Origin of the sequence: Nocardioides sp. R-C-SC26 (assembly GCF_021246465.1) — a bacterium.
Taxonomy (GTDB): domain Bacteria; phylum Actinomycetota; class Actinomycetes; order Propionibacteriales; family Nocardioidaceae; genus Nocardioides.
In genome coordinates this window covers 1-14470 of sequence record NZ_JAHRHK010000031.1, presented here as the reverse complement: position 1 = coordinate 14470, position 14470 = coordinate 1, and the positions used below count along the sequence as shown (strand labels likewise).

At 70.9% G+C, this 14470-nt stretch carries 12 protein-coding genes; 3 read left to right on the top strand and 9 right to left on the bottom strand.

The genetic code is table 11. The features are described 5' to 3' along the window. On the bottom strand, positions 1-2500 hold a 2500-nt coding region (gene clpB, locus KSO97_RS17090; RefSeq protein WP_232681308.1), incomplete at its 3' end, for an ATP-dependent chaperone ClpB. A 314-nt stretch (positions 2501-2814) separates the two neighbouring features. On the opposite strand from clpB, the gene KSO97_RS17085 reads away from it, so the two are divergent. From KSO97_RS17085 to KSO97_RS17075, 3 genes are all read left to right on the top strand, one after another. Beyond that, positions 2815-3693, top strand: coding sequence for a response regulator (locus tag KSO97_RS17085; protein ID WP_232681282.1), 879 nt, complete (start codon positions 2815-2817; stop codon positions 3691-3693). 89 nt (positions 3694-3782) lie between these two features. Continuing rightward, positions 3783-4565 carry an HAD family phosphatase gene (locus KSO97_RS17080; protein ID WP_232681269.1) on the top strand — a complete coding sequence of 261 codons (783 nt, stop codon included), beginning with the start codon at positions 3783-3785 and terminating at the stop codon, positions 4563-4565. A gap of 6 nt (positions 4566-4571) precedes the next feature. After that, positions 4572-7139 (top strand): glycoside hydrolase family 65 protein, encoded by a 2568-nt coding sequence (locus tag KSO97_RS17075; protein ID WP_232681261.1) that lies wholly within the window; start codon positions 4572-4574, stop codon positions 7137-7139. Positions 7140-7234: 95 nt separating this feature from the next. Here KSO97_RS17075 and KSO97_RS17070 read toward each other — a convergent pair whose 3' ends face one another. The 8 genes from KSO97_RS17070 to grpE form a co-directional block, all read right to left on the bottom strand. Further along, entirely contained in the window at positions 7235-8272 is a 1038-nt protein-coding gene (locus KSO97_RS17070) for an iron-siderophore ABC transporter substrate-binding protein (protein ID WP_232681245.1), read from the bottom strand. 181 nt (positions 8273-8453) lie between these two features. Further along, positions 8454-9356, bottom strand: coding sequence for an Abi-alpha family protein (locus KSO97_RS17065; protein ID WP_232681236.1), 903 nt, complete (start codon positions 9354-9356; stop codon positions 8454-8456). Further along, positions 9353-10663 carry a hypothetical protein gene (locus KSO97_RS17060; RefSeq protein WP_232681226.1) on the bottom strand — a complete coding sequence of 437 codons (1311 nt, stop codon included), beginning with the start codon at positions 10661-10663 and terminating at the stop codon, positions 9353-9355. Before KSO97_RS17060 ends, KSO97_RS17065 begins: the two co-directional genes overlap by 4 nt. Positions 10664-10800: 137 nt before the next feature. Then, positions 10801-11571: a hypothetical protein gene (locus tag KSO97_RS17055; protein WP_232681223.1), complete on the bottom strand. Its 771-nt coding sequence runs from the start codon at positions 11569-11571 to the stop codon at positions 10801-10803. Beyond that, positions 11556-12020 (bottom strand): hypothetical protein, encoded by a 465-nt coding sequence (locus tag KSO97_RS17050; protein ID WP_232681220.1) that lies wholly within the window; start codon positions 12018-12020, stop codon positions 11556-11558. Before KSO97_RS17050 ends, KSO97_RS17055 begins: the two co-directional genes overlap by 16 nt. 113 nt (positions 12021-12133) lie before the next feature. Then, a complete protein-coding gene (locus tag KSO97_RS17045) occupies positions 12134-12571 on the bottom strand; it encodes a heat shock protein transcriptional repressor HspR (RefSeq protein WP_232681217.1) in 438 nt (145 codons plus the stop codon). Then, positions 12571-13761, bottom strand: coding sequence for a molecular chaperone DnaJ (gene dnaJ, locus KSO97_RS17040; RefSeq protein WP_232681214.1), 1191 nt, complete (start codon positions 13759-13761; stop codon positions 12571-12573). Before dnaJ ends, KSO97_RS17045 begins: the two co-directional genes overlap by 1 nt. A 189-nt stretch (positions 13762-13950) precedes the next feature. Next, positions 13951-14470, bottom strand: a 520-nt coding sequence (grpE, locus tag KSO97_RS17035; RefSeq protein ID WP_232681210.1) for a nucleotide exchange factor GrpE, incomplete at its 5' end; no start/stop codon positions are given.

The window sequence follows — 14470 nt, the reverse complement described above, 5'->3', positions numbered from 1 at the left end:
GGCCGCGGGTCCCGCGCGGGAGCGGCCGGCGAAGCGGTCGGGCGCCGTACGCCGGGTCGTAGCCCACGTCGGCCAGCCAGGCCTTGGCGGCCTCGGTGACCTCGATGCCGATCCGGCGTACGGCGAGCCTGCGGCGCAGGAGGTCCAGCTGCAGATCGACGATGTGGGTCAGAGCGTCTCGGTCGAGCGCCTCGAAGGTGACGATCTCGTCGAGCCGGTTGAGGAACTCCGGCTTGAAGCTGGCCCGCACGACGGCCATCACCGCATCGTGCTTCTTCTCCGGCTCCAGGGTCGGGTCGACCAGGTACTGCGAACCGAGGTTGCTCGTCAGGATCAGGATCGTGTTCCGGAAGTCGACGGTGCGGCCCTGGCCATCGGTGAGGCGACCGTCGTCGAGCACCTGCAGAAGGATGTCGAAGACCTCGGGGTGCGCCTTCTCCACCTCGTCCAGCAGCACCACCGAGTACGGGCGACGGCGCACGGCCTCGGTCAGCTGCCCGCCCTCGTCGTAGCCGACGTAGCCGGGAGGTGCGCCGACCAGCCGCGAGACGGCGTGCTTCTCGGCGTACTCGCTCATGTCGATGCGCACGATCGCGCGCTCGTCGTCGAACAGGAAGTCGGCCAGCGACTTGGCGAGCTCGGTCTTGCCGGTGCCGGTCGGCCCGAGGAAGAGGAAGGACCCGGTCGGTCGGTCGGGATCGGCGATGCCGGCCCGGGATCGCCGCACGGCGTCGCTGACGGCGCGCACGGCGTCGGCCTGGCCGACGAGCCGCTCGCCGATGACGTCCTCCATCCGCAGCAGCTTGGCGGTCTCCCCCTCGAGCATCCGTCCCGTCGGGATCCCGGTCCAGGCCTCCACGACCTCGGCGATCTGGGTGGCGCCGACCTGGTCGCCGACGAGCGGCTCGACGGTCTGCGCCTCGGTCGCGGCGGTCGCGGCGGTCTCGAGGGCGCGCTCGAGCTCGGGGATCTTGCCGTAGAGGATCTCGCTGGCCTCGTCGAGCCGGCCCTCGCGCATCAGCCGGTCGGCCTGCACCTTGACGGCGTCCAGGCGGCGGCGGAGCTCTCCCTCGCCCTCCAGGGAGGATTTCTCCTGCTCCCACCGGGCCTCGAGCGCGCGCAACTGCTCCTCACGATCGGCGAGGTCCGCCCGCAGCCGGTCGAGCCGTTCCGCCGAGGCGTCGTCGCTCTCCTTGGCGAGGGCGAACTCCTCCATCTTGAGGCGGTCGACGACGCGCCGGAGCTGGTCGATCTCCTCCGGAGACGACTCGATCTCCATCCGCAGCCGCGATGCCGCCTCGTCGATCAGGTCGATCGCCTTGTCGGGCAGTTGGCGGCCGGTGATGTAGCGGTCGCTCAGGGTGGCGGCGGCCACGAGCGCGGCGTCGGTGATGCGCACGCCGTGGTGCGCCTCGTACTTCTCCTGGATGCCGCGCAGGATCTGGATGGTGTCCTCGACCGACGGCTCACCCACGAACACCTGCTGGAAACGGCGCTCGAGCGCCGGGTCCTTCTCGATCCGCTCGCGGTACTCATCGAGCGTGGTGGCGCCGATCATGTGCAGTTCCCCGCGGGCCAGCATCGGCTTGAGCATGTTCCCGGCGTCCATCGCCGAGTCTCCCCCGGCACCCGCTCCGACCACGGTGTGCAGCTCGTCGATGAAGGTGATGACCTGGCCCTCGGCCTGGCGGATCTCGTCGAGCACCGCCTTGAGCCGCTCTTCGAACTCGCCGCGGTACTTGGCCCCAGCCACCATGGCGGCGAGGTCGAGCGAGAGCACCCGACGTCCCTTGAGGGAGTCGGGCACGTCGCCGTCGACGACGCGCTGGGCCAGGCCCTCGACGACCGCGGTCTTCCCGACGCCCGGTTCGCCGATGAGCACGGGATTGTTCTTGGTGCGCCGGCTCAGCACCTGCACGACACGGCGGATCTCGGCGTCCCGACCGATCACGGGGTCGAGCCGACCCTCCTCCGCCGCACGGGTCAGGTCGACGGAGAACCTCTCCAGCGCCTCGTAGGTCGCCTCGGCGTCCTGGCTGGTCACCCGGCGACTGCCCCGGACCGCGGTGACGCCGTCGCGCAGCCCGGCCTCGGTGAGACCGGCGTCGAGCAGGAGACGCTGGGCGGTCGACTCCACGCCCGCGAGCGCCACGAGCAGGTGCTCGGTGGCGACGTAGTCGTCCTTCATCGACGCCGCGAGGTCCAGCGCCGCCGCGAGCACGCGGGTGAGCGAGGCCGACGCGGCCGGCTGCTTCACCGTGGCGCCGGTGGCGCTCGGCAGCGCGGCGACGGCCTCCTCGGCTGCACTGGTCAGCGCCACGGCGTCGGCACCCGCCCTGGCGACCAGCGTGCGCGCGGTGCCGTCAGGTTCGCGCAGCAGCGCAGCGAGCAGGTGGACGGGTTCGAGGTGGCTGTGTCCGGACGTTGTCGCGAGCAGCTGCGCGGATTCGATCGCCTCGCGGCTGCGCGTGGTGAACTTGTCGGCACCGAACTGGCTCATGGCGGTTCTCTCCTGTGGGGTCGTGCTGGTCTTCGATCGGTTCAACGTCGCCAAAGTTGAGTCTGTTCCGCTCAACTTCGATCATTCTGGGCGATCCCTGGCCCCGGCGTCACCGCGGGTGGTCCGAATGAACTACTCGTCGATCCGTTCGGTCGAAACCGCGACCGCACCCCACGCCAGGAGCTTCTTCGGCCCTACGCTCTCCACAGGGCGCGGCCGTCGGGGGGTGGCCACTCCCGGCTCCCATGCGCAGCCGTCGACCTCCCACCGGTCCGCGGCACACGCCGTCACCGGACTCGTGAGAAGAGCGAGCCATGAGCGTCGTGCCCATCCAACCCGCGCAGCCGGCCCCGCGTGTCGTCATCATCGACGACACCGAGGATCTCCGCGACCTGCTGCGGCTCGCGCTCATGCGCGACGGCTTCGACGTCGTCGGGGAGGCCGGCGACGGCAGCGACGGCGTCGACCTCGTGCGCGACCACCAGCCCGACCTCGTCCTGCTGGACCTGGCGATGCCCGTCATGAACGGCATCGCCGCCCTCCCCGCGATCCGCCGTGTGTGCCTGGGCGCACGGGTCGTCGTCCTGTCGGGGTTCGGTGCCGACCAGCACGTGGTCAGCGCCGTGGCGGCCGGCGCGGACGGCTATGTGCAGAAGGGCGCCCCGCTCGGGGCGATCGTCACCTACGTCCGCGACCTGCTCGCGGAGGAGTCTCCGTCGATCCCCACCCGCGCCCTGACCATCGAGCACGAGGAGGCGGCGCTCTCGGGACGGGCGAGCATCACCGCCCGTCGCGACGCCCTGCGCTCCTCCGGATGGACGACGGCCGGGGGCGCCCGGCCACGCCACGTCCGGGGACGGACGGACGTGGTGGCGTCCGGCAGCCGTCCCGCCGACGCCTCGATCCGCGCCATCGAGGCTGTCGCCCGCGCACCGTTCGGCGTTCTGGAGCTGGCCGACGAACCCCTACTGCGCATCGTGAGTGCGAATGCCCCCGCCGCGCGCCTGCTCGGCGCCGAGCACGTGGGTTCGCCCCTGTCGGTGGTGGCGCCTGAGCTGGCGGCCTTCGTCACCCATCACCGCCGGGGCCCGGAGGGCCCGTTCGCGACCTCGCTCCCGGGAGGTGCGGTGCGAGTGAGCCTGAGCCGTACCGACTGGTCGGTGCTGGTCTACCTCGAGCCGGACGCCGACTGATCCCCGCGCCGAGCCCGCCTCCTTGTCTGCGGGGCGCTCGACACCCGCACGCCACCTGGGTGTGACACGACGCCGCTAGCGTGGTGGGCATGGCCCAGCAGTCATCTTCAGCCGCGAGCGGCCCGTCGGTGGACTGGACGGCGTACCGCGCCGTCCTCTTCGACCTCGACGGCGTGATCACCCCGACCGCCGAGGTGCACATGCGCGCCTGGGCCGACCTCTTCGAACCGGTACTGGAGGAGCACGGCGCGGAGCCGTACACCGACCAGGACTACTTCGATCACGTCGACGGCAAACCGCGCTACGACGGCGTCCGCGATCTGCTGGCCTCGCGCGGCATCGAGCTGCCGGAAGGCAGCCCCGACGACGGTGCCGACGCCGAGACGGTCTGCGGTCTCGGCAACCGCAAGGACCAGGCGTTCATGCAGGCGCTCGAGGAAGGCGGAGTCAGCCCCTACCCCGGGTCGTTGGCCCTGATGGAACAGCTGCGCGACGCCGGGACCGCGATGGCGATCGTCTCCTCCTCCCGCAACGCGCCCCGGGTCCTGCAGACGGCGGGCGTCACCGAGTTCTTCCCCGTCGTGGTGCACGGCGGGGTGGCCGAGGAGCGTGGTCTGCCCGGGAAGCCGGCGCCGGACACCTACGAGGAGGCGGCCCGGCTGCTCGGCGTCGCCGACGCCGACGCCGTTGTCGTGGAGGACGCCACGAGCGGGGTGGCGGCCGGAGCGGCCGGCGACTTCGCGCTGGTGATCGGCGTCGACCGCGGCACCGGGGCCGACGCGCTCCTCGCCGCGGGTGCCGACGTCGTCGTCACCGATCTGGGCGAGTTGGTCGGACCGCTCCCACAGGGCACCGACCGAGGGGAAGGCTGAGTCCCGATGAGTGAGCCCGTCGTCAGCAACGGCCACCCGCACCACCACTCCCACGGCGCGAGCCACGAGGCACCCCCGCCCACCGATCCGCTGGACCGCACCCGCTTCCCGGTCGACCCGTGGCGCCTGGTGGAGACGCGGTTCGACTCCCGCGACCTCGGCACCACCGAGTCCCTGTTCAGCGTCGGCAACGGCTACCTCGGCCTGCGGGGCAACTACGAGGAGAGCCGCGACTTCGTCGCGAACGGCACGTTCGTCAACGGCTTCCACGAGACCTGGCCGATCCACCACGCCGAGGAGGCGTTCGGCTTCGCCAAGGTCGGCCAGACCATCGTCAACGCCCCGGACGCCAAGATCATCCGGCTCTACGTCGACGACGAGCCCCTCGAGCTCTCCACCGCCGATCTCGTCGAGTACGAGCGCAGTCTCGACCTGCGCGACGGCGTGCTGCGCCGGCACGTCGTGTGGCGCACGCCGTCGGGCAAGCGGGTGCAGGTCGACAGTACCCGGATGGTCTCCTTCACCCAGCGTCACCTGGCGGTGATGACCTTCGAGGTCACCCTGCTCGACGACGCCGCGCCGATCACGATCAGCTCCCAGGTGCTCAACCGGCAGGACGCCGACCGAGGTGCCTCCGTCGAACTCGCGAAGCGTGCCGGCAAGGACTCCGAGGAGGGCTTCGATCCTCGGAAGGCCGACGGCTTCAAGCAGCGGGTGCTGCTGGCCGAGAGCGAGGCCGACGACGTCGACGAGGGGCAGGCCGAGCGCCGCACCTCGCTGCGGTTCTCGTGCGCCGAGAGCGGCATGACCATCGCACTGGGCGTCGACCACGACCTGCAGACGGAGAACCCGTCGGTGCAGCGGGTCGAACGCGAGCCGGACATGGTCAAGACCATCTATCGGATCAGCGGTCAGCCCGGCGTGCCGATCCGGCTCACCAAGACCGTGAGCTACCACACCGCGCGCGTCGTGCCGTCGCGCGAGCTGCTCGACCGCTGCTTCCGCACCCTGGACCGCGTGGTCGAGGAGGGCCTGGAGCGCCAGTTCGCGGAACAGCGCGGGGGGCGGGCCGCGTCCTGGGCGCGCCCCGACGTCGAGGTGGGCGGGCAGCCCGCGCTCCAGCAGGCCGTGCGCTGGAACCTGTTCGCCGTCATCGCGGCGGCGGCGCGCGCGGACGGCGCCGGCATCCCGGCGAAGGGGGTGACCGGATCGGGCTACGGCGGCCACTACTTCTGGGACACCGAGATCTACGTGATGCCGTTCCTGACGTACACCAGCCCGTGGATGGCGCGCAACGCACTCCGATTCCGGCACTCGCTGCTCGACGCCGCGCGCGAACGAGCCCGCCAGCTCGCCCAGCACGGAGCCCTCTACCCGTGGCGGACGATCAACGGCGAGGAGGCGTCGGCCTACTACGCCGCGGGCACCGCGCAGTACCACATCGACGCCGACATCTCCTATGCCCTGAGCCAGTACGTCGGGGCGACCGCCGACTACGAGTTCCTCGACCACCAGGCCGTCGACATCTTCGTCGAGACCGCACGCCTGTGGGCCGATCTGGGCTTCTGGCGCGAGGAGGCCACCGGCGGCACGTTCCACATCCACGGTGTCACCGGCCCCGACGAGTACACGACGGTCGTCAACGACAACCTGTACACGAACGTGATGGCGCGCTTCAATCTGCGCCGCGCCGCTCAGGCCGTCCGCTTCCTGCGCGACCACCGGCCCGACGCCTTCGACGCGATGGCCGTGCGTGTGGGCCTGCTGGACGGCGAGGTCGCCGAGTGGGAGCGCGCATCGGCGGCGATGGAGATCCCCTTCGACGAGCACCTCGGCGTCCACCCGCAGGACTCGCACTTCCTCGAGCGCGAGATGTGGGACCTCACCCGGACACCGGTCGAGAAGCGGCCTCTCCTGCTCAACTATCACCCGCTGGTGATCTACCGCTTCCAGGTGCTCAAGCAGGCCGACGTGGTGCTGGCCCTCTTCCTGCAGGGCGAGGAGTTCACCTACGAGCAGAAGCGCGCCGACTTCGAGTACTACGACCCGATCACCACCGGCGACTCGACGCTGTCGGCGGTCGTGCAGGCGATCATCGCCGCGGAGGTCGGTTACCACGACCTGGCGCTGCGCTACTTCTACGCGGCGCTCTTCGTCGACCTCGACGATCGGCACGCCAACACCTCCGACGGCGTCCACATCGCCTCGACCGGCGGGGTCTGGAACGCACTCGTCGCCGGTTTCGGCGGCTTCCGCGACCTCGGCGCCGGCACCTGGACACTCGACCCGCGCCTCCCCGACGGCTGGGACTCCCTGAGCTTCCGCCTCACCCTGCGCGGCACCCGGGTGCGCGTCGACGTCGAGGCTTCCTCGCTGACCCTGACCGTGGAGGACGGCGAGACACCGCTGACGTTCGTCGTCCGGGGGGATCCGGTGGCCGTCACCCCCGGAGACCCCGTCGTCGTCCCGCTGCCGGACCAGGGCCCGCGCCTGGACGGCGGGCCGCCGGCGCCCGCGGGGACACGACGCTCCGACGGCACGGTGATCACCGCCATCGTCCCCTCCGGCGACTGATATCTCACGGTGGTTGAGGAGCGAGCGCAGCGAGCGTCTCGAAACCCCCGCCGGCCACGGCAGCGCCTCGGCCAGCGGGCGGGCGGCGTCCAACGTCAGTCGGCTAACGCCTCGGCCAGCATCGGCACGATCTTCTCCGCGGCGTAGGGCAGGCTGAGCACGGTGCTGAAGGCCAGCGCACCGCCGAGCGGCTCGTAGCCGAGGAATACGTCCCGGCCCTCCCGATGCACGTCCAAGCCGGTGTACACCTTGCTCTCGAGCAACGTGGCTGCCTCGTCCCGAGTCTCGTACCACAGCGCGATATCGCGGTCGAAGAGGTCGAGGCGCTCGCCGCTGACCGACACGACACCGGTGACCCCGGCGTCCTTCGCGAGCGTGTCAATCGCGGGATCGTTCTCGAATCCGAGCGAGGCCAGGAAGCGCGCCGCCGAGTCGGTGCTGGTGTACGCGACGTACTCGGCGCCCGAGACCGAGCCCACGACGGCGGTGCGGCCCGCGAACTCGGGGTGGGCCCGGCGCAGGCCCGCGAACGTGCTCCGGACGCCTGCGACCAGGTCGCGGGCGAGGCTCTCGCGGCCGAGCGCGCGGCCGATCGTCAGGGTGATCTCATCCCACGGCTGCCCGTAGTCCGGGTAGTCGGCCGACTGTGCGACCGTCGGGGCGATCTGGGACAGCAGGTCGTACTCGCGCTGCGACATGGCGGAGTAGGTGCCGATGATGAGATCGGGCTTCAGCGCCGCGACCTCCTCGATCCGCAGACCGTCCGAGGCATCGAAGACCGTCGGGGCGGCGTCGCCGAGCCGATCGCGGGCCCAGGGCCACACCGCGTAGGGCTGATCGCCGAAATAGTCCCGGATCCCCACCGGCACGACGCCGAGTGCCAGGATCGCATCCTGGTCGGTGTCACCGACCGACACCACGCGCTGCGGCTTGCTCGGGACCACGGTCGAGCCGTACGTGTGATCGATCCGGGTCTCGCCGGTCGCGCTCTGCGACGACGTCTGCCCGGTGTCCGAGCAGCCGACGAGGGCAGCCGCACCCAGGCCCAGCACGCCTCCGAGGAAGCCGCGTCGGGTCGCGTCGTCGACGACGTCGTGCAACACGTCGGTGGGGCGTTCGAGGGTCATCGTCATGAGATCCGCCTTGCTCTCCCAGGCCCGGCACCACGCCGAGCCCCTCAAGTAAGGGTACCCTTATCTACAGCTCGAGCGGCGCGACGGCCACCGTGCGAACCCGGGAGCACGCGATCGGCGCGACCTCGCGCGGCAGTTCGAGACCACCCTGAGCGGGGTCTTCCACGCGACCGCGGGCAGATCAGCCCTCGTCGGGGTCGCCGGCCTCGGGCGCCGAGTGCTCCGGGAACTCCCTGGTCGCCTGCACCTCGTCGATCAGGCAGGAGCGGCAGAAGTCGTCGCCGAACGGCGTCAGGTGGATGCTGCGGCGCACCACCTTGGCGAACTTCACCGAGTGCATCGCCTCGAGGACGTCGGGCTGGGCCTCGACCACCTGGTACTCCATCGGATCGCGCAGCGACTCCCGCGAGAACCACAGCAGTCCCAACCGATTGAGGTTGTTGAGGTAGGCAGGCGTGTGGTCGACGTATTTCAGCCCCGCACGCGGACCGATCATGTTCAGGCCCGGCGCGATCAGCTGGGAGTTCACCATGCCGATCGGACCGCCCGTGCGGACGTCGACACTGGGTTGCGGGCCGCTGTTCAGCAGCAACAGCAGGATCCGCGCCTCGTCGGGGGCGAGCTCGTCGAGGATCCGGTCGTAGGCGGGGTGGCCCCGGTCGGTGTCCCAGACGTCGCGTGAGCGCTCGAGCAGGCCCTGCCCGCGTTCGCGCAGGGTCGGCGCAGCGGGCACGCGCGCCCCCAGGCTGGATCCGACGATGTCGGGTTGCTGGTCGACGATGCCGCCGAGTGCCTCCCCGGCCGACATCAACGCCGCACCCACCGGCACCCCGGCCGACACCGAGCGGGCGAGCTCGCCGACGACGGCGAACGCCTGCCCGGCGTCCCGTGCCAGGTGGACCGCCTCCTGCTGGCTGGTCATCGCCTTGCCCATCCGCAACGCCGCGCGGGCACTGGTGCGCAGCGACCAGCCGGTCGTCTGGACGGCGGCGTAGGCGGCGACCCGCGCCAGTCCCGGCAGCGACTCGGTGACCCCGGAGGGGACGAGGTCGCGGCGTCCGCGCTCCTGCGGTGTGGTGCTCAATGTGACCCCTGCACGCCGAAAATCAACAGGTGGAGATAGCCGCCCGCGGCGCCCATGATCGCGCCGTGGGCGTACAGCATCCACTCATCCTCCTTGATCGCCGAGCGCATCATGTCCACGAAGTCGCGCGGCGGCAGCTCCTTGGTGCGCATCGCGACCAGCGCACGGATCTTCTCTGCCTGACGAGCGCTGAACTCGGGATCCTTGAACGGCGTCAGGGTGCGGCCCACGGCCTCCTGTGCGACCGACTCCCGGATCGTGTCGAAGCGACCGCTGCCCATGGCGACCCGCAGTGCGGCCCGCGCGGGCCCGGCAGCCTGGTCGATCGCGGGTCGCAGTGCGGTGGCGAGCATCTGGCGGGTGCGGTCGCCGCGTGGCCCGTCGAGCAGGAAGTCGCCGATGCGCTCGAGGGTGATCACGTCGTCGGCGATGATCTGGGCGTAGACCTCGGCCGCCTCGTCCTGACGGCGCAGGAAGAGCCCGTGCGCCTTGAACCCGAGGATCTTCCTCGGCTCCGGCGGCTCGAATATCAGCCACATGCCCAGTGCGTTGGTGATCCAGCCGACGACGATGCCGAGCACCGGCAGCAGCCAGCCCTGGTGGGCGATCGAGTCGATGATCGCGACCGGGATGCCGAGGAGGAACCCGAAGATGAACCCGAACCTGACCATGAGGTCGAGTTCCTTCTGGCCGAAGTCGCGGAAGATCCGCACGACCAGCTCGGGGTTCTTCTGGAAGTGGTCGATCACCATGATCTTGGGATCGAGCAGCTGATCGATGTGGACGCCGATCTCGGTGGTGACCCGACCCACGACCGAGGGCAGCTGCTCCTGCACGCGCGCGTAGACGGCGTCCTTCACCGGCTGCGGGAGATCACGCCAGAGCCGTGGGTGCTCCTGGCGCATGACCTGGTCGACCAGTTCGGGCACCTCGGGCCGGAAGACCTCGACGATGTGCTCGGCGATCTGGTCGGGCTCGAGCTGCTGGTAGAACTCCGCCGGCGTGCCGAGCTTGGCGATCGCCTTGTCGACGGCGATCGAACCCATCTTGGCGGCGCGGGCGGGCACGATGCCCTGCCAGCCGATGCCACCTTGCAGGACGCCGGGCACCTCCTGCACCTTGCGGGGCAGCAGGGTCGCGAGCTCCTTCATGCCGGGGACCGAGACCCCGTGGAAGCGGATCGGGGCGAAGAGCATCACCAGGCCCGACCAGTTGATCAACCACCCGACCACTCCGGTGAAGACCGGGATGCTCAGGAACGCGACCCAGTTCAGGTGCGAGTACCAGTCCTCGAACCACTCGACCACGCGCGCTCCTTCGCAGCTGACGACCCCATCATCGTCGTGGGCTGAGGTTAGTGCCTGGCATCACATCGCGACATGGTGTCCGTGACGCGGTGTCACTGCTGTCGCGACAATGGACGGAGCCCGACTGGGGCTGCGGCTCAGCCGCCGAGGAGGTCCTCCAGGTCCCGGCGCTGGTCGGCCGGCGGCTCGGAGACCCTGACATCGACACCGAACTCGGAGAACCGCATCGTCGGTCCGATCTCGGCTTGCAGCTCGACGAGGTAGTGCGGGTCCGCGACCATCACCACCGCCCGCACCGAACCCATGCTCAGGACGGGCGCGGTGATCTCCAGAGCGTCGCCGGCCTGGGTCTCCACGGCGCGCATGGTCGCGTCGTCCCCAGCCGGATCGTCGACGTCGAGCTCGATGTCACCGATCGTCTCCAGCAACTGACACGACCCGGCCACCACGCCGGCGGGGTCGCTGATCCATCGGTCCAGCAGCAGCGGCGCCACGAGGTCGGCGTCGATCGCGGGGGTCTGCGCGAGGAGGGCCGTCCAGTAGGCCTCGTCGGCGCGCAGCCAGTAGCGACCGTCGGCACCGAGCACCTCAGCCGCGCCGCCGTCCTGCTCGATCCGCCCCCGACAGTCCCCCTCCGCGGTCATGACGATGTCGGCGCTGGCGCTCAGCCCCTCGAGTTCGATCGTCTGGCGCACCCGCGCCGAGTCCACCGCAGCGAGGGCCTCGACGCCCGTGACGAACACCTCGTTGGGCGTGCGCTCGGGGAAGGGCCGCACGTCCGGCGAGGCCCCGCAGGCACTCAACGCGCCCGACGTCATGCCCACGAGCGCGACGAGTCTGAGCGTGCGGAGCCCGCGGCCTGCCGGCCGCGAGGCTCCTCGGACGGTGACGATCAGGCGTCGACGCACTCGGTGATGCCGTACTCGTTCATCGCCTCGCCGACCTCGGCGAACGGGTTCTCCTGCTGCAGCGCGGCGATCGGATCGGCGTCGATCTCCGCGATGATCGCGTCCGCGTCGTCGAGGATCCCGCCGAGCAGGTCCTCGTCGCCCTCGGGGAAGCCGAGGTCGCGGATCTGCTGGATCTGGTCGCTGATGTTCGGCAGGACGTCGTTACGGACCAGATCGATCGCCTCATCCTCGGTGGTGGGCTCCGCGAAGTCCTCCTCCTTCTCGTCGCCGGCCTCGCAGATCGCGTTGGCCTTCTCGACGAAGTCGGCCTTGCTGATCGAGGAGGTCTCCTCCGACTCGCCGTTGTCGCCGTCGGAGTCGTCGGAGCCGCAGGCGGCGAGGGCGAGTGCGAGCACGAGCGCGCCGGCGCTCGCCGTCGCGCGGGCCAGGGTGCGGGAGCGGGTCATGATGGGGCCTTTCCTCAGGCGTAGGCCGACGTCCGTCGGCTCGCGCTGACGGTAGCGGCAGCCGGCGCCCGGTTCGTCGACGGCAGACGGGCGGTCTGGACCGCCGAGCGGGCTCAGCGGCCGCGGCGCCAGACGACGACGGCCTGCTCGGCGCTGGTACGCAGCACGGGCAGCCGGTCGGGGCGCGGCGTCGCAGCCGGGCTGACCGCCCGGGCGGCCAGTGCCTGGCGCAGCGTCTCGCGCACGACGTCGAGCTCGCGCTGGAGCTCCTCGTTGCGAGCCGCCAGGGCGGCGGCGCGGTGCTCGAGATCGAGGATCCGGCGCACACCTTCGATGCCGATGCCGGCCGCAGTGAGTTCGGAGATCTCCTGGAGCAGCTCGATGTCGCGGTGGGAGTAGCGGCGTCCGCCGCCGCTGGTGCGGCCCGGGGTGATCAGCCCCATCCGCTCGTAGGTACGCAGTGTCTGCGGATGCAGGCCGGTGAGCTGCGCCGCGACGCTGATGACGTAGACCGCGGCGTCGGGCTCGGGGGCCGTGCCGAAGCCGCCCATCACGAGGCCCCCTCGAACAGTCCGGCACGCAGCGGCTTGCCCGCCGTCGCCTCGCGATAGGCCTCGACAGCGGCTCGCGCGGCATCGTCGAGCACCGCCGGCACCTGCACCTGCACGGTGGCGAGCAGGTCGCCGTGCCCGCCGTCGGCGGTCGGGGCGCCCTTGCCGCGCACCCGGAAGGTGCGGCCGTTCGGCGTACCCGCGGGGATCCGCAGGGTGACCGAGGCGCCGTCGAGTGTCGGGACGCGGATCTCCGCCCCGAGCGCCGCCTCGTCGAAGGAGATCGGCACGTCGAGCGTCAGGTTGTCGCCCTTGCGCCCGAAGACACGGTGACCCGCGACGTGCACGGTGACGTAGAGGTCGCCGGCCGGACCGCCGCCCTCACCCGGCGCACCCTTGCCACGCAGGCGGATGCGCTGGCCGTCCTTGACCCCGGCGGGGATGCGCGCCTGGATCGTGCGCGAGGAACTCCCCCGACCGCTGCCGTGGCACACCGGGCACTTCTCGTCGTAGACCAGCTGACGCCCACCGCAGGCCGGGCAGGTCTCGTTCATGGAGAAGGCGCCGCCGAGGTCGGCCACCACGTAGCCCGACCCGTCGCAGGTCGAGCAGACGTGCGGCTTGGTGCCGGGCTTGCCGCCGGTGCCCGAGCAGGCCGAGCAGGCGGCGTCCGAGGTGAGACGCAGCGAGATGGTGACGCCGTCGATGGCGTCGGTGAAGCCGATGGTCGCCTCGCTCTCGAGGTCGGCACCCTTGGTGGCACGCCGTCCCTGCGGACGACGAGCGCCGCCACCGCCGCCGAAGCCCCCGAAGAGATCGCCGAACATGTCGCCGAAGCCACCGCCACGGCCACCGCCGCGATCTCCGAGGAGATCCTCGAGGTTGATGCCACCCTGGCCCGGGTGCCCGGCGTTCGCGCCGTAGCCGCGGAACCCGCCGGAGCCGTAGAGGCGCCGCATCTCGTCGTACTTGCCGCGCTTGTCGGCGTCCCCGACGACGTCGTAGGCCTCGGCCACCTGCTTGAACCGGTCGTGCTTGGCCGTGTCGCCGGGGTTGGAGTCGGGGTGGTTCTCGCGCGCCAGCTTGCGGTAGGCCTTCTTGATGTCCGCGGCGGACGCATCCTTGGCCACGCCGAGCGCGGCGTAGAAGTCCTTCTGCGCCCAGTCGGCTCGGAAGCCCTCTTCTGCCATGTCTCACCCCTCCTCTCTGATGTGGTGCTGGTGTCTGTCGTGCCGGGGGCGGTTTCCTCGGCCGGCCGAAGAAACAGGACCTTGGACGATGAAGTTTCGCCCGCCAGGGTCCGGTTTTCTCGGCCGGCCGAGAAAACCCCCCGCAGCNCCGGCCCTGTCTTTCCGCGCCCGCCCAAAAAAACCGGACGACTACGCCGGCGGATCGACCACCAGCACCTGTGCGGCGCGGACGACACGATCACCGATCTTGTAGCCGGCCTTGGCGACCACCTTGCAGGTCGCCACGGTGACGTCGGCGTCCTCGCCGAGGTGGCTGAGCGCCTCGTGCACGGTGGGGTCGAAGGCGTCGCCGGGCTCGCCGAACTTCACCAGTCCGAGACCGGCGACGATGCGCTCGAGCTGGTCGGCCACGGTGCGCAGGTCGTCGGAGATCTCGCCACCGCCGCTGCGTGCGGAGTCGCGCGCCCGGTCGATGGTGTCGAGGACGTCGACGATCGGAACCAGCGCCGCGTACGTCGAGTTCTCCCGCACCAGCTCGCGGTCGCGCTCGACCCGCTTCTTGTAGTTGACGTACTCGGCCTGCAGGCGCTGCAGGTCCAGGGTGCGCTCCTCCAGGGCGATCCGGGTGACGACGAGCTCGTCGCCGGCGCCCGCCACGGTGGACTCATCGCCCGCGGCGAGCGCTCCGCCGTCCTCGATCCAGTCGTCG

Bases quoted from the DNA above. Each gene is read 5' to 3' on its own strand.
- KSO97_RS17085 (WP_232681282.1), top strand. From the start codon at position 2,815: ATGAGCGTCGTGCCCATCCAACCCGCGCAGCCGGCCCCGCGTGTCGTC.
- KSO97_RS17080 (WP_232681269.1), top strand. From the start codon at position 3,783: ATGGCCCAGCAGTCATCTTCAGCCGCGAGCGGCCCGTCGGTGGACTGG.
- KSO97_RS17075 (WP_232681261.1), top strand. From the start codon at position 4,572: ATGAGTGAGCCCGTCGTCAGCAACGGCCACCCGCACCACCACTCCCAC.
- KSO97_RS17070 (WP_232681245.1), bottom strand. From the start codon at position 8,272: ATGACGATGACCCTCGAACGCCCCACCGACGTGTTGCACGACGTCGTC.
- KSO97_RS17050 (WP_232681220.1), bottom strand. From the start codon at position 12,020: ATGACCCGCTCCCGCACCCTGGCCCGCGCGACGGCGAGCGCCGGCGCG.
- KSO97_RS17045 (WP_232681217.1), bottom strand. From the start codon at position 12,571: ATGGGCGGCTTCGGCACGGCCCCCGAGCCCGACGCCGCGGTCTACGTC.
- dnaJ (WP_232681214.1), bottom strand. From the start codon at position 13,761: ATGGCAGAAGAGGGCTTCCGAGCCGACTGGGCGCAGAAGGACTTCTAC.